We start from the raw sequence: 24,339 nt of genomic DNA, 5'->3' as shown, positions 1-24,339 counted from the left end.
CGGGGAACGCCCCGCGCGGCGGACGGCTCAGCGCCCGACGAACTCCGCGGGCGGCGAGAGGTTCCGCCGGCCCCCGAAGGTGACGAGGAACAGCGCCGCGATGCCCAGCCCGTACGCCGCCATCAGCGGGACCGTCGCGAGGAACATCGTGATCACGTCGGCGGGGGTGAACACCGCCGCGATCAGCATGGTCGCGATGGTCGCCTCGCGCCAGCGCTCGCGGAACACGCGGTAGGGGACGCCCGCCTTGTTCGCCAAGACCATCCCGATCGGGATGTCCGCGAGGAAGCCGATCCCGAGCGTCGTGTAGATGACGAGCCACAGGAAGTCGCTCACCTGGTAGGTGATGATCATGTCCGCGAGGCGCGCGTCGGTGACGAGCCAGCCGATGAGTCCCGGCGCGATGTACGCGTAGCCGAGCGCGAAGCCGCCGACCATCCCGGCGCCGAGCGCGCCGGCCCACAGGTACACCTGCCGGATCCGCCCGGCGACGAAGCCGCGCTCGCGGAGCGCGGGCCACGCGTAGTAGAGCACCATGGGCAACGCGGCGAAGACCCCGAGAATCACCGAGAACTTCACCATGAACACCAGCGCCTCGACCGGGTGGAGCGTGATGATTTCGATCCCGCCCTCGACCTCCGCGGGCACGCGCCGTTCGAGGTCGGCGCGGACGGTGCCGAGTCCGCCGAGGTACAGCCAGGTGAACGCGGCCGTCATCACGACGGCGAAGACGGCGACGATCCGGAACGACCCCGACCGCAGCGAGTCGAGGATGAACTTGAGGTCCGTGTAGTAGCCGCCGATGTCGTCTTCCGCCTCCTCCCCGTCGCCGTCGGTGAACTCCGCGAGGAACGTCGAGCCGGCGCGCGACCCCCGGTTCCGGACGGAGCCCATCAGCCCCCCGTCGTCGGCGTCGTCCCCGCCGCCGCCGGCGCTCGCGGCGCCGTTACCCTCCGAGGCGTCGCCGTCGCCCTCCTCCCCGTCGCCGTCGTTCACCTCGTCGAAGCGGTCGAGTATCGCCTGCGCCTTCTCCGGGTCGTCGTCGTCCATCGCGGCCTGCGCGAGCGCGAGCGACTCCTCTTCTTCCATCTCTTCGAAGGCGTCCGCCGGGGCCGCCCGCACGCCCGCCGCGTTGAGTCCGCCCACGTCGACGGCCGTCGGGTCGCCGTACTGGTAGCCCGCGCTCGTGGTGTCGAGGTCGGTGTACACCGCCCACAGCGTCGCGACGACCGCGAACGCGAGCGCCCACGCGACGCCGTACATCGCGAGGGCTGTCTCGGGGTCGACGCCGAGCCCCTCGCCCGGGGCGAGGAACCGCCGGCTGCTCCCCGCGAGCCGGAGGACACCGTTGACCGCGGTTCGGCCGCCGTACTCGTAGAAGCCGTACACGAGCGCGCCGCCGAGGACGGTGACGCCCCCGACGACGTTCCAGTGGTTCCGGACGGCGCCGAGTACGTCGATCTGGTCGGAGCTCCGCTTGGCCGTGACGACGACCTTCGCGAGGTAGAGGCTGAAGCCGTACAGCGCGGTCAGCGGGAACGCCCACAGCAGCTGCGTGAACGGGTCGGGCGGCGAGAAGAACGCGCCGAAGACGAAGATGGCGACGACCGCGTAGCGCCACTTGTCGCGGAACGTCTCGTACTGGACGATCTCGGCGTACGACAGCCCGGTGACGAGGAGGGGCATCTGTCCCGCGAGACCGAAGGAAAGGGAGAGGAAGACGATGAACTCCGTCCACATCACGATCCCGTAGGTGGGCTGGATGTTTGCTTCGAGCCCGAACTCCGCGAGGAAGCCGAACATCAGCGGGAAGAAGGCGAAGACGCCGTAGGAGACGCCGGCGGCGAACAGCCCGGCGCCGAGCAGCACCAGCCCGGCGAGCTTCCACCGCGCGACCGGCGATTGCGGCCACATCCCTCGGGCGCGGAGTTCGTCGCGAGTGACGTAGATCAGCGGCGGAATCGCGATGATCGCGCCCAGGATGAGCCCGATCTTCGCTTGGAGGAGGATCACCTCGAACGGGGTCGTCGCGATGATGTCCGCCTCCGCGGCGACCGCGGGACTCATCTCCGATTCCGTGACGTCGCGGAGCCAGTCCCAGATGTACACGCGGAGCGCCCAGAACGTCAGGATAAAGCCGGCTAAGAAGACGAGGAACACCTTCTGAAGGTCCTTCTGAATCGACCGGAGGAACGCCTTCGCCGTGTCGCGGCCCTCCGCGATCGACCGCTGAGTGTCCTCGTCGAGGGCGCTCGCCATACGGGAGGCGAAGGCCGTCGCCGTTATCAACCTTTTCGACCGCGGGCGGGTCTCCGACCGTCCGGACCCCACCGTCGGACGGTCAGCCGCGCCGCTATCCGAAAAGGTTGATAACCGCCCGGTCGCGTGTAGCAACTGAATGGACGATTCGGACCGGTCGCGCGACGACGACTCGGCCGCCGCCGACGGGTCGACCGATGAGGGCGAACCCGGAAGCGACGGCGCCGTCGACGAGGCGTCCGAGGGCGACGGATCCACCGACTCGGAGGCGTCCGAGGGAGTCGAGTCCGAGGTGACCGCCGAGGTCGAACCCGAGGTGGGGGCGGCCGAAGGCGACGCGGACGGGTCCGTCGAGGGCGACGCGGACGAGTCCGCCGACGGGCGGCCGGACACGCTCTCGGACCCGGACGAGGTGGTCGAGGCCGAGGACGCCGGTCGCTCGGACGCCCTCGATGCCGGTCGCTCGGACGCCCTCGACGACGGGAGCGAGCGCGACGAGGGGTCGGTCGACGACGCCGCGACCGCGGACACCGCGGCCGCCGGCGACGGCGGCACCCCGGAGACGGCCGCGGGCGCCCCGCCGGCCGCGAACGCTCCGCAGGCCGTCGACGACGAGGAGTCGTTCGGCGGCATCGAGGGGCCGGAGACGGACGAGGAGATGCCGCTGGCGGCCCACATCGAGGAGATGATGCGCCGGCTCGCGGTCGTGTTCCTCGTCGGCGGGCTCGCGACGCTCGTCGTGGTGACCGAGTCGACGGAGCTGATCAACTACTTCTGGAGCTACCACATCCCCGCGCCGCTGGAGAACCGGCCGCGGCTGTACGGTCCGCTCGAACTCCCGCTCACCCGGCTGAAGGTCGCCGGCCTCGCGGGCGTCGTGGTCGGACTCCCGGCGTTCGTCTACCAGACGTATCGGTTCATGAAGCCCGGGCTCTACGAGAACGAGCGGCGCTACTACCTCGCGGCGGTTCCCACGAGTCTGGTCCTCGGCGGGGTCGGAATCGCGTTCGCGCACTTCCTCGTGTTGCCCGCGATCTTCTCGTATTTCACCACCTACACCTCCGACGCGGCGACGATCGCCTTCGGACTCGCGGAGACGTTCAACCTGATCGTCATCATGCTGGCGTTCATGGCGATCGTCTTCCAGATCCCGCTTTTCATCATGCTCGCGATCATGATGAACCTCGTCACGCGGCGGTGGCTGGAGTCGAAGCGGCTGATCTTCTGGGGGTCGTTCCTCGGGGTCGCCTTCCTCTTCAGCCCCGACCCGACCGGGATGGCGCCGATCATCGTGACGCTGACGATGATCGCTCTCTTCGAGGGAACGCTCGCGGTGCTGCGCTGGACCGGGAACTAGATCCGGTCGCTGTCGGTTGTTTATAAGTAGTCGACCGCGGAGTGGAGGTGAACGCTTCTGAAGCCCCAGTCGATTGTTTATAAGTCGTTGCTGATGACTCCACGACGAACACCGCCAAAGCTCTAGCCGCTTGCTTATAAATGGCTGCTGGCAGATCGGCGGTGAACACCTCCAAAGCCCCAGCCGGGAGGGTAGCGTACACTCGCTGCGCTCCTCACTTGGTCGCTCACTCCGTTCGCTCCCTTGTTGCGGTGTCGCCGGCGGCTTCGCCGCCGGCTTTCCGTGGCGCGTAGCGCCACGCTACTTACGTCGTCTACGCTACCCTCCCGGCTGCCCCTTTGAGTCCCGCCCCGCACGGCAACCGCACCTCACACCTCCCCAGCCTCGTCGCTGGCGCCGTCGGCGCCAGCGACTCCCTCGCGCGTGCTCCTCGCGGCCGCCGAGGGCGGCCGCTCGCAGGCACGCGCCACCGCACACCTGTTTATAACAGTCTCATACCCGACTGGATCCGATCTGCCCTCACTCTCCACCGAGCAGTTCGACGAGCAGTGCGTTCTGGGCGTGCATCCGGTTTTCCGCCTGATCCCAGACGAGGGCGCGGTCGGACTCTAACACGTCGTCGGTGACCTCCTCGCCGCGGTGCGCGGGCAGACAGTGCATCACCTTCGCGTCGGTGCCGGCGAGCAGGTCCTGATTCACCTGAAACCCGTCGAAGGCGGCCAGCTTCTCGCCGCGTACGTCCTCCTGCCCCATCGAGATCCACACGTCGGTGTAGACGATGTCGGCGCCCTCGATCGCGGCCTCGGGGTCCGTCGTCGGCTCCACGTCCGCGCCGAACTCGGTGGCGCGGTCGAAGACGGCAGGGTTCATCCCGTAGTCGGCGGGCGTGGCGACCTCGACGTCGATTCCCGCCATCGCCGCGCCGACGACGAACGACTGGCCGACGTTGTTGCCGTCGCCCACCCACGCGACGGTCGCGTCCTCCCCGACCGTCTCGCGGATCGTGAGGAGGTCCGCGAGCGTCTGACAGGGGTGCGCCTCGTCGGTGAGTCCGTTGATCACGGGGCAGTCGGCGTACTCCGCGAGGATTTCGACGTCCGCGTGGTCGAACAGCCGCGCCATCACCCCGTCGACGTACCGGCCGAGCACGCGCGCCGTGTCCTTCAGCGGCTCGCCGTGACCCAGTTGGATGTCGTCGGGGCCGAGGAACATCGCGTGGCCGCCCAAACGAGTCATCCCCGTCTCGAAGGAGACGCGGGTGCGCGTCGAGGGCTTCTCGAAGATCATCCCGAGCGTGGCGTCCGCCAGTCGGGGGTCCGTCTCGCCCGCCTTCATCGCGGCGGCGCGGTCGAGCAGGGCGTCCAGTTCGGCTGGCGTCACGTCGTCGATGTCGAGGAAGTCGTCGGTGGCGAGTGGCATCGTTGGGTTGGGAGTGTGGTGTCGTTCGAAAACGGTGTGAGCGGGTCGCGGCGGGTCAGAGTCGCTCGCGACAGACCTCGGTCAGCACGTCCACGGCGCGGTCGAGGTCCGGGAGCGGGAGCCGCTCGTCGGGCGCGTGGTCCAAGTCGGAGTTCCCGGGGCCGTAGGTGACCATCGGGCAGTCCCACGCGGCCGCGAAGAGGTTCATGTCGCTCGTGCCGGTCTTCCGGAGCAGGCGCACGTCGCCGCCGGCGCCCCGGATCGCGACGCGGAACGCCCGCGCGAGGTCGGTCCGGGGGCTCTCCATCACGGGCGGCATCGGCTCGCCCCACTGCACAGAGCCGGTGGACAGCTCCGCCTCCGCCAGCTCGTGGATCTCGTCCACCGGGCGCGAGGGCGGGATCCGGAGCTGGACGTCCATCGTCGTCTCGACGGCGAGGCCGTCGTCGCTCAGGCCGCCGTCGACGGAGATGGGCTTGGTCGTTACCTGGTCGAACACGGCCGTCTCCGAGTCCTCCGGCGTGAACGCCTCCTCGACGCCGTGCCACCAGTCGATCGCGTGCTGGATCGCGTTCGGCTCCGGCCGCGAGGAGTGGCCCGACTCGCTGGTGTTCACGTACGTCCCCTCCAGCAGGCCGCGGTAGCCGAGCGTGATCCCCTGCCAGCCCGACGGCTCGCCGTTTATCACCGCCTCGGGCGCGTCGCGGTCGTCGATGAGGGCGCGCGCCCCGCCGGAGTCGACCTCCTCGCGGACGACCCCCGCGAAGGAGACGCCGGTCTTCACCGCCGCGACCGCCATCGCGACCAGCGGTCCCGTCGCGTCGACCGCGCCGCGGCCCCACAGCACGGGGTCGCCGGGTTCCCCGACGCGGACGTCGGAGGGTTCCGGGAGTTCGCCCTCCGGCGGCGCCGGCCGCACCTCGACCGGGATGTCGCCGGGGACGGTGTCGAAGTGGGAGGTGAGCAGCACGGCGTCGTTCGCCGGCGCGCGGACGTTCCCGACCTCGTCGATCCACGCCTCCCGGCCGTTCGCCTCGAAGAAGTCGGCAAGGCGCTCGGCGGCCCGCTCCTCCTCGCGCGACGGCGAGGGGATAGAGACCATGTCGTACAGCAGCTTCCGGGCCGCCGTGTCGCAGGCCGGGGGGTAGCCGCCGCCCGCGACGACGTCGGTGCCGCCGGACGACTCGTCGTCCGCCGCGCGCTCGCGCTCCTTGCCGGCCGCCATCAGCCGACCACCTCGGCTATCGCGTCGACGACGGCGTCGGCGTGCTCGCGCTCGACCGTCAGCGGCGGCAGCAGGCGCAGCACGGTCCGCCCCGCCGGCAGCGCGAGGATCTGGTGGTCGATGGCGAGGTCGCGGAGCAGGCGGTTCGACCCGCGGCGCACCTCGACCCCGACCATCAGCCCGTCGCCGCGCACGTCGCGGACGTCGTCGCCCAGCCGGTCGCGGAGTTCGCCGCGGAGATAGCTCCCCATCTCGTCGGCGTGGGCGGCCAGCCCCTCGCGCTCGATCACGTCGAGGGTGGCGCCCGCCGCCGCCGACACCACCGGCCCGCCGGAGAACGTCGAGCCGTGGTCGCCCGAGTCCGCGGCGATCCAGTCGCGGCACAGCGTCGCACCGATCGGGAGCCCGCTGCCGAGCCCCTTCGCGGTCGTCAGGATGTCCGGGACCACGTCGTGGCGGTCGGCGGCCCACATCGACCCGGTGCGGCCGAGCCCGGTCTGGATCTCGTCGAGGATCATCGCGGCGCCGGACGTCGCGGTCGCGACGCGGACCGCCTGAAGGTACTCGGTCGAGACGGGGTTGATCCCCCCCTCGCCCTGGAGCGGCTCTAAGATGACCGCGGCGGTGTCCTCGTCGACGGCCTCGCGCATCGCGTCCGCGTCGCCGTACTCGACGAACTCCACGCCGCCCGCGAGCGGGCCGAACCCCTCCTTGTACTTGTCCTTCCACGTCGTCGCGAGCGTCCCCATCGTCCGGCCGTGGAACCCCTGCGTGGTCGCGAGTATCTTCTCGCGGCCCGTCGCGTGCCGGGCGAACTTCAGCGCGGCCTCGTTCGCCTCGGTGCCGGAGTTACAGAGCCAGACGTTGTCGACGTCGACGGGCGCGACCTCGGCCAACCGCTCGTATAACGCCGTCCGCGCCGCGTGCGGGTACGACGCCTGGACGTACATGAGCTCCTCCAGCTGGCCCGTCGCGGCGTCGACGACCTCGGGGTGACAGTGGCCGACCGGCGTACAGGCGTAGCTGGCGCCGAAGTCGAGGTATTCGGTGCCGTTCGCGTCGGTGACGTGGACGCCGTCGCCGGAGGCGATCTCGATCGGCTTCTCGGAGAAGACGAAGCCGCTCACGCGGTCTCACCCCCTTCGGCCGCGACGGTATCGCCGCCGTCGGCGTCCCCTTCGTCCGCGTCGCCGCCGAGCGCCGACCGCTCGATCACGGTCCCCTCGCCGCCGAGCGCGGCGACGACCGGGTCGCGGACGTTGGCGTCCGCGATCACGACGCGGCCGGCGCCGCCGTCGAGCGCCTCCGTCGCGGCCATCACCTTCTTGCCCATGAACCCCTCAGCGGCGTCCTCGACGGCCGCCAGTTCGTCGGGCGTCGCGGCCGCGTCGATGCGCGTTTCGGGGTCGTTCGGGTCGGCGTACACGCCAGACACGTCGGTCAACAGGACGAGGTCGGCGCCGAGCGCGCCCGCGACCGCCGCGGCCGCGCGGTCGGCGTCCGCGTTGACCGGGGTGACCTCGCCGTCGCCCTCGTCGCCCGCCATCGGCGGCGAGACGACCGGCGTGTAGCCGTCCGCGAGGAGCCCGGAGAGGAGGTCGGCGTTCACCGACTCGATCCGCCCCGAGTGGTCGCCGCGGCGGATCTTCTTCTTCCCGTCCTCGACGACGCGGACCGCGGACTTGCGCGGGCCCGAGAGGAGCCCGCCGTCGACGCCGCTCAGCCCGACCGCGTCGACGCCGGCCGAGCGGAACCGCGCCGTCAGCTCGGTGTTGAGCTTCCCCGCCATCGCCATCGCGAACGCCTCCATCGTCTCCGCGTCGGTGAAGCGTCCGGTGACGCCGGAGGCGGACTCGACGTACTCCGGCTCGATGCCGAGCCGTTCGAGCGTCTCGTCGACGACCGTCGAGCCGCCGTGGACGACGGCGACCGCGCGGCCGTTGGCGGCGAGGTGGGCGACGTCCCCGACCGCGCCGGCCGGGTCGACCGCCTTCGCCCCGCCGACCTTGACGACGACCGGGGGTTCGGTCGTCGATTCGGAATCGCTTCCCGTCATGGCGACCCCACCGGGTGAAGCCCGTCGAACCCCAAGCCGGCGGTCTCGGGCAGCCCCAAGGCGACGTTCGCCGCGTGGACCGCCTGTCCCGCGGAGCCCTTGGTCATGTTGTCGATGGCCGAGAAGACGACGACGCGCCGGTTCCCGGGGTCGAGTTCGAAGCCGACCTCGCCGTGGTTCGTCCCCGCGACCGACTTCGGCTCGGGGTAGCGGTAGACGCCGCCCCCGCCGGAGACGATCCGCATGAACGGCTCGTCGGCGTACGCGTCGCGGTACGCGCCCCACAGGTCCCCCTTCGAGACCGGCTCGTCGGGGAAGACGTGGCAGGTCGCGCTCGCGCCGCGGACCATGTCGACCGCGTGGACGGTGAAGGAGACGGAGAGGCCGAGGTACGCCTCTATCTCCGCCTCGTGGCGGTGGCCGGTGGGCGCGTACGGGCGCACGACGCCCGAGCGCTCCGGGTGCGAGGAGGCCGCGCCGCCGCCGGCGCCGCCCTCCGAGGAGCCGACCTTCACGTCGACGACGACCTCGCCCGCGTCGGGGCCGAGCGCGCCCGCGTCGACCAGCGGCTTGAGGCCGAGGATCGTCGCGGTCGCGTTGCAGCCGCCGCCCGCGATCAGGTCGGCGCCGGGGAGGTTCTCGCGGTTGATCTCGGGGAGCGCGTACTCCGCGCGCTCCAAGTACTCCGGCGACTCGTGGCCGTCGTACCACTCGTCGTAGGCGTCGGCCTCGGGGAGCCGGAAGTCGGCCGAGAGGTCGACGACCGTGTCGGCGGCCTCGAAGAACTCGTCGATGCGCTCCATCGAGACGCCGTGGGGCGTCGCCGCGAACAGCACGTCGACGGATTCGATGTCGTCGGGGTCCGAGAAGCGCAGGTCCAACCCGCGCAGGTTCGGGTGCGAGCGCCCGACGGTCATGTTGTCGGCTGACCGCGAGGTGGCCTGGACGACCTCGAACTCCGGGTGGCCGGCGAGGATCCGCAGCAGTTCGCCGCCGGTGAACCCGGTGCCGCCGACGACGCTCGCGGTGTAGGCGTCCGCGGTCACGCGTCCACCTCCGAAACCGCTCCGTCGGCCGGCGCCGCGGCCTTCGACTCCAGCCAGTCGACGACCCGCGCCGGGACGTCGACCTCGGTGGCCGCGTCGAGCGCCTTGAACTCGACGGTGTGGTTCACCTCGTGGACGGTGTACTCGCCGGAGTCCTCACCGCCTACCTCCATCAGGTCGACGCCGAGCATGCCGCCGCCGACCGCCTCGGAGGCGCGCTCGACCAGTCCGGTCGCGCGCTCGTCGAGGTCGAAGGGCTCGGTCTCGCCGCCCTTCGCGGCGTTCGTGAGCCAGTGGTCCGACGAGCGCGTCATCGCGGCGATCGGTTCGCCGTCGACCGCCAGCACGCGGATGTCGCGGCCGGGCTTGTCGACGAACTCCTGGACGTAGAACACCTTGTGCTCGTAGTGGCCGAGCGTCTCCTTGTGCTCTAAGATCGCCTCGGCGGCGTTGCGCGAGTCGATCTTCGCCATCAGTCGGCCCCACGAGCCGGTGACCGGCTTGAGGACGCAGGGGTAGCCGAACCCCTCGACGGCCTCAAGGGCGGCCTCCTTCGTGAACGCGACCTCCGTCGCCGGGGTCGGGATATCGGCTTCCGCGAGCGCGAGCGAGTTCTTCGCCTTGTCGGCGCAGACGTCGCCCGTCTCCGGCGAGTTCACCACGGGGACGGCGTAGCTGTGGATAAAGCGCGTCGCGTACAGCGACCGGCTCGTCGACAGGCAGCGGTCGACGACCAGATCGAGGTCGTCGACGGCCGCCGTCGTGGACTCCAGGCCGAACCGCTCCCTACGGACGTCGATCTTCTCGACCTCGTGGTCCCGCTCGCGGAGCTCGCCCAGCAGGAGCTTCTCGTCCTTCCGGATCCGGGAGTAGAGGATCCCTATACGCATGTCGACCACTCGTGTATCGCGGCCGCGGCGGTCGTCGCCATTACTCGCCCCAGTCCTCCTCCAGTTCCGGCGCCTCGTCTAAGACGACCGGGTCGAGCGAGATGACCTCTAGTTCGGTTCCCGTCACCGGGCTGTCGATTATCTCGCCGACCTCGACGTCGGCCGGAATCTCGATCTCCTCGCCCGTGATCGGGTCCTCCGCGGTCAGCGTGTCGGTGTCGCTCGTCATCGTGTCTCGTCATCGTCGACGAGAACGCATAAAGGTTCCGAACTTATAGGATAGCTTACACTAACTAAAGCACCGGCTATCGGAGAGAAAGCGGCCGAAAACGGCCGAACGAGAGCGAGTATCAGAATTCCGTAACGCGTTCGGCCCCTCGCGGTGACCGGGTCGCGGCCGGCGGTCGCGCGTCGACCGCCGACCGCGGCGGTCGTCGCAGTCGGTCCGGTTGCGGCGGGCGGCTCCGCGTCCGACCCCGGCGCGCCTCGGAGCGGTCCCGGGGGTCAGCCATACGTCGCCACCTCCGCGTCGAGCGCCTCGGCCGCGGCCGCCAGCGCCTCGCGGCGCTCGTCGAGCGCCGCCGCGTCCGCGTCGACCCCCGCGGTCGCGGCCGTCAGCTCCTCCGCGACCGCTTCCGGGGCGGGGCCGCCGGCGGAGTCGCGGCTCGCGACGCTCGCGGCCGGGTCGAGGGCGCGCTCGACCTCTTCGCGGGACACGCTCTCGAAGAGGGACTCCCCCAGCACGGCGCGTGCGGCCTCGTCAACTTTTGCGGCGGCCGCCGCGGGGTCGTCGCCGTCTCCGACCTCGGGCGCCGCGCCCGCGACGATCTCGTGAGCGGTCCGGAAGGGCATCCCCCCCATCGCGAGCAGGTCCGCGACGCCGGTGGCCGTGGAGAACCCCTCGCCCGCGGCGGCCGAGAGCGCCTCTTCGTCCCACTCGGCGGTCGCGACCGCGCCCGCGGCGACCTCGGTCGCCTCCCGCACGTCGCCCGCGATCTCGAAGACGCTCGCGTGGGCGCGCTGGAGGTCGCGGTTGTAGGCGCGCGGCAGCCCCTTCAGCAGGCTCAGCGTGCCCGTCGCCTCCCCGATAGCGTCGCCCGCGACGCCCCGGGTCAGCTCCAGCGTGTCGGGGTTCTTCTTCTGGGGCATGATCGAGGAGGTCGACGAGTAGGCGTCCGCCAGCTCGACGACCCCCTCCTTCGAGAACACGATCAGGTCCTCCGCGAGCCCCGACAGCGTCGTCGCGAGCGTCGCGAGCGCCGACGCCGACTCCGCGAGGAAGTCGCGCGCGGACGCGGCGTCCATCGAGTTGCGGACCGTCCCGTCGAACCCGAGCAGCTCCGCGGTCCGGTCGCGGTCGACGTCGAACGGCGTCCCCGCGAACGCGGCGGCGCCGAGCGGCGACCGGTTGACGCGGTCGTACGCGTCGAGTAGCCGCTCCGTGTCGCGCACGAGTCCGCCCTCGTACGACAGCAGGTAGTGCGCGACCGTCGTCGGCTGGGCCGGCTGGAGGTGGGTGTACCCCGGCATCACCGTCTCCGCGTGCTCGCCCGCGACGTCGACGAGCGCCTCGCGGGCCGCGAGGGTCGCCTCGACCGTCGCCAGCAGGTCCTCGCGCAGCCGGTACCGGATGCAGGTCGCCACCTCGTCGTTGCGCGAGCGGGCGGTGTGCATCCGCCCGCCGTCGGGACCGACCCGGTCGATGACGGCGGTCTCTATCGCCTCGTGGACGTCCTCGCCGTCCGGGAGCGCGCCGTGGCCCGCCGCCTCCACGTCGTCGAGCGCGGCGAGTACCTTGCCCGCGACCGCGTCGTCGACGACCCCCTGCTCCGCGAGCATCACCGTGTGCGCGCGGTCGACCGCGAGGTCCGCCTCGAAGATGGCCGCGTCGGCCGCGAGGCTCGACAGGAACTCGCGGGCGGGACCGCCGCTGAAGCGGTCGCGGCGGACGGCGGTGTCGCCCTCGCCGGTCGCGGCGCTCGCTCCCGCGTCGGCGTCCGTCGCGGCGTCGGGGTCGTCGTCGCTCATTTAGCTGTGGTCGGTGTCGTCCGCTCCGTCAGCCTCGCCCGAGCCGTCCGTCGCGAGTTCGGGCTTCGAGACGCTCGCTTTCACGTCGTTGGCGAGGCGCTCCTGAAGGCCGTGGTACTTCGCGACGCCCGTCGCGTCCGACTGCGCGATGCCCGCCACGTCCTCGGTGTTGAACGATGCCATCTCCTCGGAGTAGACGGCGTACTCGGAGTCGCGCGCGACGACGCGGCAGTCGCCGCCGGATACCTTCACGGTCGCCGTCCCGGTCACCACGTCCTGCGTCTCGTCGACGAAGGCGTTCAGCGCGTCGACGACGGGCGCGAACACGAGCCCCTCGTAGGCCTTCTCCGACCACTCCTGCTCGATTCCCTTCTTGAACGAGCGCTCGTTCTTCGTCAAGACGAGGTCTTCGAGGGCCTGGTGAGCGGTGAGAAGCACGGTCGCGGCCGGGTGCTCGTAGTTCTCGCGCACCTTCAGCCCGAGCATGCGGTCCTCCATCACGTCGGTGCGGCCGACGCCGTAGCCGCCGGCGTACTCGTTGAGGTGCTGGATGAGCGGGACCGGGTCCATCGCTTCCCCGTCGACCGCGACGGGGACGCCCTCCTCGAAGGTCACCTCGATGGTGGTCTCCCCTTCCGGCTCGGCGGTCCACTCGTAGATGTCCGCCGGCGGCTCGTAGTCCGGGTTCTCCAGCTTGCCGCCCTCGACCGCGCGCGACCAGATGTTCTCGTCGATGGACCAGACGCCGCCGTCGCCGGCCTCGACGGGCAGGTCCTTCTCGGCGGCGTAGTCGATCTCCCACTCGCGGGTGAGACCCAGCTCGCGCACGGGGGCGATCACTTCGAGGTCGGAGCCGCGCCAGACCGCCTCGAACCGCAGCTGATCGTTTCCCTTCCCCGTACAGCCGTGCGCGATGGCGTCACAGCCCTGCTCCTCCGCGACCCCGAGGATCGCCTCGGCGATGACCGGGCGCGCGAGGGCGGTGCCGAGCGGGTAGCCCTGATAGCTGGCGTTGGACTTCACCGCGTCGAAACAGAGGTCCGCGAACTCCGCCTTCGCGTCGACGACGTGGATGTCGAGCCCGAGCGCCTCCGCCGTCTCCTCGGCCTCGTCGAACTCCTCGGTCGGCTGGCCGACGTCGACGTTGACGCCGATGACCTCGTCGTAGCCGTACTCCTCTTTCAGTAGCGGTACGCAGACCGTGGTGTCGAGTCCCCCGCTGAACGCGAGTGCAACGCTCGTCATTACCAGAGTACACCCGGTCTACGCAGTTAAATTCAGCGGTTTCAATTTTGTAAGAAAATCCGAAAGCGGTCGCTCGAGGAACGCGGAGTCGAGACTCTTCGGAACGGAACGGCGCGAACGCGACGAGAGGTGAAGATTACTGGCCCGAGGGGCCTCGTCGTCGCGCCGCGCCGGAGGCCGGTCGCGGCGGTCGGACGTCTCGTCGCGGTCGCAGGGCTCGTCGGCCTCGGAGAAGGGCGGCGTCGAGACGAGCCGCTACGGTCATCACCTGTACGTACCCGATCTCCAGTATAAAAGCGTTCCGTAATACGTGACTGATCGCGGAGCGGCGGCAAACGCCTCCAAAGCCCCAGCCGCTCGCTTATAAATAACTGCCAGCAGATTGGCGGCAAACGCCTCCCGGCTGCCCCCTTGAGTCCCGCCTCGCACCGCACCGCACCTCACGCCTCCCCAACCTCGCCGCTCACCCCTTCCGGGCGTTCGCGGCGTCCCTCGCGCGTGCTGTCGCCGGCGCTTCGCGCCGGCTTCCAGAGGGACCTTCGGTCCCTCGCGGCTCGGCCGCAAAGCGGCCTCGCAGGCACGCGCCACCGCATCGCTCCCTATAAGCGATCGCCGCTGCGGCTCGTTTATTTAAATAGCGAATCGACGACAGCAGTCTCGAACACCGGCTCTTTTCGTCGCTCAGAGCGCTTCTCGGTACGCCTCCAGCGTCTTCTCGACGTCAGCCTCGGTGTGCGCGTAGGAGGTGAACTGGCACTCGAACTGGTTCGCGGTGAGGAACACCCCCTGCTCTTTCATCTCCTGCCAGAACACGCGCTCCCAGCGGTCGGTCGCGGCGTCGGCCACGTCCGCGCCGGTCTTCGGACAGGAGTCGTACCGGGCGCAGTCGGGGTCCTGTCGACACCCGCCCGAACAGCAGGCGTCGACGTCGTCGGGCGCGTCGCGGGTGAAGATCGTCTTGAACATCGAGTCGGTGCCGACGACGGTGTACTCCGGCGCGCGCTCGGCGCAGATCTCCGCGATCCCCTCCCGGAGCTTCCGCCCGAGCCGGTTGACGTGTTCGTACACGTCGTTCTCGGCGGCGTACTCTAACCCGGCCTTCCCGGCGGCCATCGTCACGGGGTGCCCGGAGAACGTTCCCGACTGGAACACCTCGCCCGCGGGCGTGAACCCCTCGATGATCTCCGCTTTCCCGCCGATGGCGCCCACCGGGAAGCCGCCGCCGATGATCTTGCCGAAGGTGGTGACGTCCGGGGTGACGCCGAACTTCGACTGCGCGCAGCCGAGGCCGCCCACCCGGAACCCGGTGATCACCTCGTCGAAGACCAGCAGCGAGCCGTGGTCGTCACAGAGGTCCCGCAGCGTCTCGTGGTAGCCGTCGACCGGCATCACGATTCCCTTGTTGGCCAAGATCGGCTCGACGAGGACGGCCGCGATCTCGTCCCCGTGCTCCGCGAACACCTCCTTAGCTGCCCCCGGGTCGTTGAACGGGATCGGGAGGGTGTGTTGCGCGAACTCCTCGGGAATCCCCGCCGTGGAGGGGCGCGCGTCCCCCGGCGACCCCTCGACCAGCGTCGACTCCTGCGCGCCGTGGTACCCGCCCTGCATCACGACGATCTTGTCGCGGTCGGTGTGGCCGCGCGCCAGCCGGACCGCCGAGACGGTCGCCTCCGTGCCGGAGTTGACGAACCGGATCGACTCCACGCTCGGGACGTGTCGCGCCACGAACTCGGCGTGTTCGACCTCGATCTCCGTCGGCGCGCCGTACATCGGTCCCTCCGCGACGTGCGACTGGACCGCCGCCTCGACCGGGTCCGGCAGGTCGTGGCCGTAGAGGAGGGGTCCGTACCCCATTACCCAGTCGACGTACCGGTTGCCGTCGGCGTCGATCACGTGGCCGCCGTCGCCGCGCTCCACGAAGAAGGGATGCGGCATCGTCGCCCGAACCGAGGAGTTGACTCCGCCCGGCATGACCGACAGCGCGCGGTCGTACAGGCCGCGCGAGCGCTCGTGGTTCATGTCGAACGTTTGGGTCGGCGGGCTGAAAGTAGTTGCCGAACCGCTCGGGCGCGGTTCGGTCCGCGAAGGAAAGGGCCGTCAGTTCGCGCGCGGCGCGCCTACACCGCCTCCGGACCGGTCGTGCCGGTGCGGACCTGTAGTGCGTCCTCGACCGGCATGATGAACACCTTGCCGTCGCCCGGCTCTCCGGTCTCGGCGGCGTCGGCGATCGCCTCCGCCACCTCGTCGGCCGGGATGTCGGCGACGACGACCTCGACTTTCACCTTCTGGTGGAGGTCGACGGTGAACTCCTCGCCGCGCCACTGGCCCTTCTTCGCGGGCTGGCTGCCGCGGCCGGAGACGTTCGTCACGGTGAGCGAGGGCGCGTTGACCTCCGCGAGCGCCTGCTTGATGTCCCCGAGCTTGTCGGGGCGGACGACCGCGGTGACCATCTTGATCTGCGAGCCGGCCTCCTCCCCGCCGTCGGCGCGCGGGGACTCCTCCGTGGTGTCTACGACGGAGGGACCGCCGTCGGTGGCGACGCGGTCGCCGCCGAACTCGGGGTAGGTCTCGACGCCGTGCTCGGAGATGTCGAGCCCTTCCTGCTCGTGTTCCGCCGTGACGCGCGCCTCGCCGCTCACCTTGAGGACGTACCAGACGGCGGCGGTCGCGGTGAGCGTCCAGCCACCGATGATGACGACGCCGGTCAGCTGGGCGATGAAGTGCGCACCGATGCCCGCGCTGAGCTGCCCCGGCGCGGCGACGAAGGGGAAGAGGAGCGTCCCCAGGACGCCCGCGCTGCCGTGGACCGGGAACACCGCGCAGACGTCGTCAATCTTGAGCGTGTCCGAGACGAACTCGAAGACGAGCGGGAGCTGTCCGCCGGCGAGGAGGCCGACGACCAGCGCGCCCCACCACGCCGTGGTGTCCGGGATGGCAGTGATGCCGACGAGCCCCGCGAGGAGCCCGTTGGCGACGTAGAGCGTGTCGACTTTCCCGGTGCGGAGCCACACGACCAGCGCGGCGCCGATCCCGCCGGCCGCCATCGCGATGGTCGTCCCCATCGCGACGAGGTTGATGGTCATCGTGTTGAACACCCCGCCGCTGACGACAGAGGCCGTGCCGACGTTGAACCCGTACCAGCCGAACGCGAGGACGAGCGTCCCGAGGACGGCGAACGTTAGCGAGTGGCCGGGAATGACGTTCGTCGACCCGTCCTCGGCGTAGCGGTCCATCCGCGGACCGAGGACGGCCGCGGCCGTGAGGCCCGCGATCCCCCCCATCCCGTGGACGATCATGCCGCCGGCGAAGTCGTGGAACGCGACGCCGGTCAGCTGCGCGACGAGCCCGTCGCCCGACGCCGACCAGGTGAACGCGATGACCATCGGGTAGATGACCGCGGCGAGGAGGAACGTGTACGTGACGTACGCGCGGAGCTTCGCGCGACCGGCGACCGCCCCGGAGACGATCGTCGCGGCGGTCATCGCGAACACCGCGCCGTAGAGCCAGTTGACGTACGGACCGACCGCGCCCGACTCGACGGCGAGCTCGCCGCCGGTGAACAGCGAGCCGGCGGCGGAGGCGATTCCCGGCGACCCGTTCACGAGGCTCGTGAACGCCGTGCCAATGAGGAAGAACACCGTCACCCCGACGCTCCACGTCAGGAGGTTCTTCGTCAGCTGGTTGGCGACGTTCTTCGACCGCACCTGCCCGGCTTCGAGCATCGCGAAGCCGGCGTGCATGAAGAAGATGAGGAACGTCACGACGAGGATCCACGTCCCGTTCATTGCGGACGCGAACGTGCTCGGATCGATCGTGGCGAGGACGCCACCCGTCACGATTCCGCCACCTCTACTGAACGCTCGTTTGGTTCGCACCGCGTTTCAACCGTGTTCATGCGTTGAATCACGTTTTGTCTTCCGGGAACGACCATACATAAACGTTAGAGTTGAGTTTCACAAAAAACAGACTTGATAATACTGCGGTCGTCCGATATAAGCACGTGGCTATGGAATATAAGGACGTTTCCTCGGGTGTTTCGCGGCAATCGTTGCGCTCGAAGCCAACGATCGTTGTGTAAAATGACTAACTACTTCGGCGCGATTCCCTGTCGACGGCCGTTCCGAGACCGTGCGCGACCGCTTCTGGCGAGTATTGCCACCCAGCCGTCCCGCGATTGAACGCGGCACGGCCTGTCGGTCTCGAATTCGGGAGGCTCGGGCTTCGTCGACAGAAATTAACGTTTGTCAACCGGCATCGCGGTCGCCCAGTCGGATCGGTCGGCCGACGGTGGGTCGACGCGATATTGTCGACCGATACCGCAGAGAATCCGCTTATTCGGGCTTTAGACCCTCGTTCTGGACGCGCATCACGGCCTCGCCGTCCGCGAGGTTCGGCGCGTCGACGAGCCGGACGATCCGCTTGTCGCCCTTCGACTTCCGGAGGTAGATCCGGAACGTGGAGGCGTGGCCGAGGATGTTGCCGCCGATCGCCTGCGTCGGGTCACCGAAGTAGGAGTCCGGGTTCGACGCCACCTGATTCGTGACGAGGATGGCGGTGTTGTACAGGTCCCCGAGCCGCATCAGGTCGTGGAGGTGTTTGTTGAGCTTCTGCTGTCGCTCCGCGAGCTCGCCCCGACCGACGTACTCCGCGCGGAAGTGCGCGGTGAGCGAGTCGACGCAGACGATCCGGATCGGCCACTCCGTCTCCTCGTGTTCGCCCGCCAGCTCCTTCGCCTTCTCCGCGAGCAGGATCTGGTGGTTGGAGTTGAACGCCTTCGCGACGTGAATCTGGTCTAAGAAGGCGTCGACGAGGTCCTCCAAGGCCTCCTCGTCGCTCGGCGTGCCCTCGATCTCGCGGCGCTCCATCTCGTCCGCGAGGATCTCGTCGTCCAGCCCGCGGACCATGTCGTCGATCCGCTCCGGCCGGAACGTGTCCTCGGAGTCGACGAAGATACAGCCGCCCTCCAGCCCCCCGTTCTCCTTCGAGAGCTGGACGTTGACGGCCATCTGGTGGGTGACCTGCGACTTGCCGGAGCCGAACTCGCCGTACACTTCCGTGATCGACTGAGTCTCGATGCCGCCGCCGAGCAGGTCGTCGACCTCGTCGATCTGCCAGGAGAGCTTGCCGATCTCCTGACGGCGTTCGAGCACGGTCGCGCCCGTCTCGAAGCCGCCGACGTCGGCGGCCTCGCGGGCGGCGTTGATGATGTCGCTGGCGGACGACTCGCCGATGTCGGCGGTGTTCGACATCTCGCCGGGGCTCGCGACCGCGATCGATTGGTAGCTCTCGAATCCGTTGTCGACGAGCTTGTCCGCGGTCGCCGGGCCGACGCCGGGGAGATCTTCGAGTTCGTCTTCAGGCATGTACCCGACCCTTGTTCGCCATCGGGTATAAAGACTGGTTTACACCCTAGTGAAAGTGAAATCCGAGCGGCGCCGTCCCTCGGTCGTGGTTCGCCATCTCTCGAAAGCGCTCGCCGGGACACCTCGTTCTCTAGAGCGGTGAAACTGGTCGCGCTCCCGGGAACCGGCCGTCGAGCCGTCAGAAGCCGACGCGGCGGACGTAGTCGAGGTCGCGGATCTCCACGAGGAGATCGCCCGACAGCTCGGCGTCGGTGATCACGTACAGCTTCGGGTCGTCGGTGAACTCGGGGTCCTCGCTCAACACCTGCCGGATCGAGACGCCGCGGTCGGCCAAGATTTCGGTCACCTCGGCGACGATCCCGGCCTCGTCGGCGGCCGCGACCTCGATGGTGAGCACCGTGAGGTCCAACACCGGCGCGAGGTCCATCAGGCTCGGGACCGACGAGATGTTGGTGAAGATGCGCTTCAGCTCGGGGTCGTCGAGGATCGCGTCGGTCGTCGAGTCGACCACCCGCCGGTCGACGTCGAGCTCGCGCGCGATGCCGGTGTACGGGATCTCGATCCCGCCGGAGACGACCCGCCCCTCCTCGTTGACGGAGAACCCGCGTTCCAAGAACAGTCGGATGACGGCCTGCTGGCTGGGTGACCCCTCGAACTTCTCGAGGATCTCGTCGAACATTCGTCTCCCGATGCTCGCTGCGCGCTGTTAAATTGGCGGGTGCGCCGCGGGCGGACGCGTCGCGGCCGTTCGCGACCGTTGCGGGCCCGAACCACTTCCGCCCCGCCACCCGACTCCTTTTAGCCGACGCCGCCGAACCCCGCCCCGTGTCAGAGTCGCCGCACCTGCGGTTCTTCCCGTACGAGGAGCCGTACCCGAATCAGCGCGAGGCGATGGACAGGGTCGCCAACGCGCTGGACCGCGGGCAGGACGTGCTGTTCGAGGGCGCGCCCGGGACGGGGAAGACCCTCTCCGCGCTCGTGCCCGCCTTGGAACACGCCCGCGAGCACGACCGGACGGTCGTCATCACGACCAACGTCCACCAGCAGATGCGGCAGTTCGTCGAGGACGCCCGCGCGATCACCCGCGAGGAGCCGATCCGCGCGGTCGTATTTAAAGGAAAGTCGTCGATGTGCCACATCGACGTCGACTACCAGGAGTGTCAGACCCTCCGGGACACCACCCGCGAGATGGTGGAGACGGAGAGCGAGGTGCGCGAGCTGGAGTCGCGCCAGCGCGAACTGCTGGCGGAGAGCCGCGAGGGCGACGCGGGCGCCGCCGAGGCCCGCGAGGCGATCATGGAGGAGCTAGACGAGCTGGAGGAGGAGATCGACGAGTACGAGGCCGCCAACGTCTGCGAGCACTACCGCAACAACCTCACCCGCGACACCGAGGAGTTCTTCGGCTGGCTCTTCGAGGACGTCCGGACCCCCGACGACGTGTACGAGTACGCCGACGAGCGCGAGCTGTGCGGCTACGAGCTGTTGAAGGAGGGGATGGAGGGCGTCGATCTGGTGGTCTGTAACTACCACCACCTGCTCGACCCGAACATCCGCGAGCAGTTCTTCCGGTGGATCGACCGCGACCCGAGCGAGATAATCACCGTCTTCGACGAGGCGCACAACATCGAGGACGCCGCGCGCGACCACGCCACCCGGACGCTGACCGAGAACACGCTCGACGCCGCGCTCGACGAGCTGGCCGACAGCGACGACTCCCGCGCGGCGCCCGCCGAGAACGTCATCCGGGCGTTCCGCGACGCCTTGGTCGAGACGTACGAGGACGCGCTCGGGTTCGGCGGGGTCGACGAGAACTGGGAGGACCTCTCGGTCGCCAACGACGACCGCCGCGACGACCTCACGCTTGCGTTCCTCCGCAACTACGAGGGGAACGGCATCGACGCCGAGACCGAGCTCGCCGTACAGCTCGGGCAGGCGATAGACGAGGAGTACGAGCGCCGCTACCGCGACGGGGAGGCGACGACCCGGTCGGAGTCGCAGACGCTCGCGGCCGCCCGGTTCGTCGCGACGTGGATGGACGAGGGCGCGGAGTTCGGCCAGTACCCGGTGGTCTCCGTCCGACGCGACGCCGGCACCGACGAGGTGTACGGTCGCGCGGAGCTGTACACCTGTATTCCGCGGAGCGTCACGAGCGAACTGTTCGACGAGGTGGCCGCCTCCGTCCTGATGAGCGCGACGCTGCGCCCGTTCGACGTGACCGAGGACGTGCTGGGGCTCGAAGACGTCGCGTCGATGGCCTACGGGATGGGCTACCCCGAGGAGAACCGCCGGACCTTCGCGGCCGACGTCCCGCCGCTCTTCGCCTCCGACCGCAACGACCCGGAGACCCAGGAGGCGGTGTCGTCGCTGCTGCGCGACGCGATCCGGTTCACGCCCGGCAACACGCTCGCCTTCTTCCCGTCGTACGCGGAGGCGGAGCGCTACCACGAGCGGCTCACCGGCGCGAGCGGGGGAAGCGGGCCGAGCGGTGGTGGCGACGCGAGACGCGAGCCGGGCGGGGGCGACGACGCCGACCTCGGTCCGATCTACCTCGACGGCCCGGGCGAAGACGAGGAGCGGCTCCGCAGCGAGTTTGTCGAGAGCGACGGCGCCGCCCTGTTCACCTCCTTGTGGGGGACGCTCGGAGAGGGGGTGAGCTTCGACGGCGACGACGCCCGCACGGTCGTCGTCGTGGGCGTCCCGTACCCGCACCTCTCGGACCGCACCGAGGCGGTTCAGGACGCGTACGACCGGGCGTTCGCTGACCGCGACGGGTCCCGCGACCCGGGGTGGATGTACGCCGTCGAGATCCCGACGATCCGCAAGACGCGGCAGGCGCTCGGGCGGGTGATACGCGGCCCCGACGACTTCGGCGTCCGGATCCTCGCGGACCGCCGCTACACGACCGCCGACATGGGGAAGTACTCGGTCCGTTCCGCGTTCCCGCCGGAGGAGCGCGAGGAACTGCTCGACGTCGACCCCGAGAAGCTGAAGTTCGCGACCCTGAACTTCTATCAGGACCACGACGCGTACGACGGGCCGCCGCCGTCGCCGTGAGGCAGTCGCGCGCGACGACGGCCGCCGTCGCCGTGACGCGGCCGCCCGGGTGGACGGGCCCCGACGGCCCTACCCCGGCATCGACGCGAGCAGGATCGAGACCACGAGCAGGAGCCCGCTGAGCAGCGTCGTGACCACGACGTGGATCAGCGTCATCACGGCCACGGCCCGCCGCGGCTGCTCGTAGCTCCACCAGAACATCGTCCCGTCGACGAGGAGCGCGGCGAGGAGGATGAGCGCCGCGGGGAGTTCGAACGCGTTCCCGACGACGCTTATCACCGCCGGGAGCGGACCGACGTAGAGGGCGCGGCGCGGGTCGACGTCCCCGAGGACGTTCCGGGCCGCGATGTGCGCGGTCACGGAGAGGAACAGCGCCAACAGGACGGTCGTCCCGAGCACGGAGACCGGCGTCACCGTCTGTAAGAGCATACTCGCCCTACGGGGCGGGGGATAAAAGTGGCCGCGGAACGCGGCCGCGACGGCGCCGTTCCGGGTTCGCGTCGCCGCCGCTTCGACCGCGCGTCACCGTTTCGGTTCTCGTCGCCGCCGTTCCGGCTCCGCGCCGTCAGTTCAGCAGACCCAGCCCGTTCAGCTCCTCGACTATCACGTCGACGGCGGCCGCGGCGTCCTCGGGGCTCGTCCCGCCGGTGACGACCACCTTGCCGCTGCCGAACAGCAGCGCGACGACCTCCGGTTCGTCGAGGCGGTAGACGAGCCCCGGGAACTGCTCCGGCTCGTACTCGATGTGCTCTAAGCCCAGCCCGATCGCGATCGCGTTCAGGTTCAGGCTCTCGCCTAAGTCAGCGGAGGTGACGATGTTCTGGACCGTGACCTCCGGGTCCTCGATCGGGATCTGGAGCGCGCGGAGCTCCTCGAACACGATGTCGAGGCTCCCGTGGACCGCCTCGATCGAGCTCGCGCCGGTGCAGACGATCTTCCCGGACCGAAAGATCAGCGCGGCCGACTTCGGGTCGGTGGTGCGGTAGACGAGTCCGGGGAACTGCTCGGGGTCGTAGTCGGCGCCCTCGAGGTCCATCGCGACGCTCTGGAGATCGAGCTCCTGTCCGATCCCCGTGGAGGCAACGACGTTCTCTACGGTGATCGTCTCCTTCGGATCGGCCGTCATTACCTCTTTTCTCGCCCGAACGGCGTAAAAAGGTGGCTGGTCGGAACCGCCACGCTATTGCCGCCCCCGCGCGGATCCGTCGGCGTGTACTGGCTCGAACTCGCCGGCGAGACCGACGCCTTCGCCGCGCGCGAGGCCGCGACCGCGGCCACCGGCGTCGAACTCCTCGCGCCGGGCATCGCGCGCACCGGCGGTATCGACGCCGCCCACGTCCGCAGGCTCGCGTACACCCGCGCCGCGCACGAGGCGGTCGCGTGGACCGACGCCGACGTCGACGCCGCGGTCGCCGCGCTCCGGGCCGCGCCGCTCGACCGCGCCGGGAGCGTCGCGGTCCGCGCCCGGGACGTCCGGGGCACGTCCGGCGTCTCGACGGAGCGGGCCGAGCGCGAACTCGGCGGCGTCCTCGTCGACCGCGGGTTCGACGTCGACCTCGACGACCCCGACCACGTCCTCCGTGCGCTCTTCTCGGCCGGGGAGCGCGCCGACCACGATGCCGTGGCCGGCGCCGACGGCGGCGACGCGGATCGCTGCGCGCTCGGGTGGGTCGCGGTCGAGGGCGCCCGCGACTTCGCCCCCAAGCCCACGGACCGCCCCTTCTTCCAGCCGGGGAGCATGGCCCCGGCGGACGCCCGCGCCTACGCCAACCTCGCGGGCGCCGCCCCCGGGCGGACCCTGCTCGACCCGATGTGCGGCACCGGCGGCCTTCCCCTCGAAGCGGGCCTCGTCGGCGCCGACGCCGTCGCCTGCGACGCGCAGGCGAAGATGGTCCGCGGCGCGCGGGAGAACCTCCGGGAGTACCTCGGTATCCCCGGAACCGACGACTCGCCCGACTGGCACGTCGCGCGCGGCGACGCGACCGCCCTCCCCTTTCCGGACAACGCGGTCGACGGGGTCGCGTTCGACGCCCCCTATGGCCGGCAGTCGAAGATCGCCCGCCACGAGCTGGCGGACCTCGTCGCGGGCGCGCTCTCCGAGGCAGCCCGGGTCGCGCCGCGCGCGGTGATCGTCGCGGACCGCGACTGGCGCGGCCCCGCCCGCGACGCCGGCTGGACCGTCGACGCCGCGTTCGAGCGCCGCGTCCACCGGTCGCTGACGCGACACGTGCTGGTGTTGCGCCGGGGGGACGCGAGGGGAATCCGAGGGGACGCGACCAGGATCGAGGCCGCCGCGACCGGTCTCTCGGCGGACCGAGAGTGAACGACCGATCGCCGGAATCGCTCCGGTCGGGCGCTCGCGCGACAAGTTTCAGTTTCGCCTCGCCGCCGGGCAAC

At 70.0% G+C, this 24,339-nt stretch carries 19 protein-coding genes; 3 read left to right on the top strand and 16 right to left on the bottom strand.

Annotation, left to right across the window (positions count from 1 at the left end):
* Positions 1-27: 27 nt before the first annotated feature.
* Positions 28-2,259 (bottom strand): twin-arginine translocase subunit TatC, encoded by a 2,232-nt coding sequence (locus tag KI388_RS13115; RefSeq protein ID WP_215087040.1) that lies wholly within the window; start codon positions 2,257-2,259, stop codon positions 28-30.
* A gap of 139 nt (positions 2,260-2,398) precedes the next feature.
* Here KI388_RS13115 and KI388_RS13110 point away from each other — a divergent pair, with 139 nt between their 5' ends.
* On the top strand, positions 2,399-3,616 hold the full coding sequence (locus KI388_RS13110) for a twin-arginine translocase subunit TatC (RefSeq protein WP_215087039.1): 1,218 nt from the start codon (positions 2,399-2,401) through the stop codon (positions 3,614-3,616).
* A 519-nt stretch (positions 3,617-4,135) separates the two neighbouring features.
* On the opposite strand, the gene argF is transcribed toward KI388_RS13110, so the two are convergent.
* The 13 genes from argF to KI388_RS13045 form a co-directional block, all read right to left on the bottom strand.
* On the bottom strand, positions 4,136-5,035 hold the full coding sequence (argF, locus tag KI388_RS13105) for an ornithine carbamoyltransferase (RefSeq protein ID WP_215087038.1): 900 nt from the start codon (positions 5,033-5,035) through the stop codon (positions 4,136-4,138).
* A gap of 55 nt (positions 5,036-5,090) precedes the next feature.
* Positions 5,091-6,260: a [LysW]-lysine hydrolase gene (locus KI388_RS13100; protein WP_215087037.1), complete on the bottom strand. Its 1,170-nt coding sequence runs from the start codon at positions 6,258-6,260 to the stop codon at positions 5,091-5,093.
* Positions 6,260-7,387: an aspartate aminotransferase family protein gene (locus tag KI388_RS13095; protein WP_215087036.1), complete on the bottom strand. Its 1,128-nt coding sequence runs from the start codon at positions 7,385-7,387 to the stop codon at positions 6,260-6,262. Before KI388_RS13095 ends, KI388_RS13100 begins: the two co-directional genes overlap by 1 nt.
* A complete protein-coding gene (locus KI388_RS13090; RefSeq protein WP_215087035.1) occupies positions 7,384-8,316 on the bottom strand; it encodes an acetylglutamate/acetylaminoadipate kinase in 933 nt (310 codons plus the stop codon). The genes KI388_RS13095 and KI388_RS13090 overlap by 4 nt, the downstream gene beginning before the upstream one ends.
* Entirely contained in the window at positions 8,313-9,362 is a 1,050-nt protein-coding gene (gene argC, locus KI388_RS13085) for an N-acetyl-gamma-glutamyl-phosphate reductase (protein WP_215087034.1), read from the bottom strand. The genes KI388_RS13090 and argC overlap by 4 nt, the downstream gene beginning before the upstream one ends.
* Positions 9,359-10,252: a lysine biosynthesis protein LysX gene (lysX, locus tag KI388_RS13080; protein WP_215087033.1), complete on the bottom strand. Its 894-nt coding sequence runs from the start codon at positions 10,250-10,252 to the stop codon at positions 9,359-9,361. Before lysX ends, argC begins: the two co-directional genes overlap by 4 nt.
* Before the next feature lie 40 nt (positions 10,253-10,292).
* Complete coding sequence (gene lysW / locus KI388_RS13075; protein WP_006114043.1) at positions 10,293-10,481, bottom strand: lysine biosynthesis protein LysW; 189 nt, start codon at positions 10,479-10,481, stop codon at positions 10,293-10,295.
* A 275-nt stretch (positions 10,482-10,756) separates the two neighbouring features.
* Positions 10,757-12,280, bottom strand: a complete 1,524-nt coding sequence (gene argH, locus KI388_RS13070; protein WP_215087032.1) for an argininosuccinate lyase — start codon at positions 12,278-12,280, stop codon at positions 10,757-10,759.
* Complete coding sequence (locus tag KI388_RS13065; RefSeq protein ID WP_215087031.1) at positions 12,281-13,525, bottom strand: argininosuccinate synthase; 1,245 nt, start codon at positions 13,523-13,525, stop codon at positions 12,281-12,283.
* A gap of 681 nt (positions 13,526-14,206) precedes the next feature.
* Entirely contained in the window at positions 14,207-15,544 is a 1,338-nt protein-coding gene (locus KI388_RS13060; protein WP_215087030.1) for a glutamate-1-semialdehyde 2,1-aminomutase, read from the bottom strand.
* 98 nt (positions 15,545-15,642) lie between these two features.
* Positions 15,643-17,361, bottom strand: a complete 1,719-nt coding sequence (locus tag KI388_RS13055; protein WP_215087029.1) for an ammonium transporter — start codon at positions 17,359-17,361, stop codon at positions 15,643-15,645.
* 495 nt (positions 17,362-17,856) lie between these two features.
* Positions 17,857-18,888, bottom strand: coding sequence for a DNA repair and recombination protein RadA (gene radA, locus KI388_RS13050; RefSeq protein ID WP_096394319.1), 1,032 nt, complete (start codon positions 18,886-18,888; stop codon positions 17,857-17,859).
* Positions 18,889-19,066: 178 nt separating this feature from the next.
* A complete protein-coding gene (locus KI388_RS13045; RefSeq protein ID WP_215087028.1) occupies positions 19,067-19,567 on the bottom strand; it encodes an amino acid-binding protein in 501 nt (166 codons plus the stop codon).
* A gap of 146 nt (positions 19,568-19,713) precedes the next feature.
* Between KI388_RS13045 and KI388_RS13040 the strand changes: the two genes are divergently transcribed.
* Positions 19,714-21,942 (top strand): ATP-dependent DNA helicase, encoded by a 2,229-nt coding sequence (locus KI388_RS13040; RefSeq protein WP_215087027.1) that lies wholly within the window; start codon positions 19,714-19,716, stop codon positions 21,940-21,942.
* A 69-nt stretch (positions 21,943-22,011) separates the two neighbouring features.
* On the opposite strand, the gene KI388_RS13035 is transcribed toward KI388_RS13040, so the two are convergent.
* Both KI388_RS13035 and KI388_RS13030 read right to left on the bottom strand, forming a co-directional pair.
* Positions 22,012-22,371 (bottom strand): hypothetical protein, encoded by a 360-nt coding sequence (locus tag KI388_RS13035; protein WP_215087026.1) that lies wholly within the window; start codon positions 22,369-22,371, stop codon positions 22,012-22,014.
* A gap of 136 nt (positions 22,372-22,507) precedes the next feature.
* Positions 22,508-23,068: a TATA-box-binding protein gene (locus tag KI388_RS13030; RefSeq protein WP_215087025.1), complete on the bottom strand. Its 561-nt coding sequence runs from the start codon at positions 23,066-23,068 to the stop codon at positions 22,508-22,510.
* Positions 23,069-23,152: 84 nt separating this feature from the next.
* Here KI388_RS13030 and KI388_RS13025 point away from each other — a divergent pair, with 84 nt between their 5' ends.
* Positions 23,153-24,265, top strand: a complete 1,113-nt coding sequence (locus KI388_RS13025) for a methyltransferase domain-containing protein (RefSeq protein WP_215087024.1) — start codon at positions 23,153-23,155, stop codon at positions 24,263-24,265.
* The last annotated feature ends 74 nt before the right edge of the window (positions 24,266-24,339 follow it).

The organism is Halorubrum sp. 2020YC2, assembly GCF_018623055.1.
Taxonomy (GTDB): Archaea; Halobacteriota; Halobacteria; order Halobacteriales; family Haloferacaceae; genus Halorubrum.
This window is presented reverse-complemented; position numbering and strand designations above follow the sequence as displayed.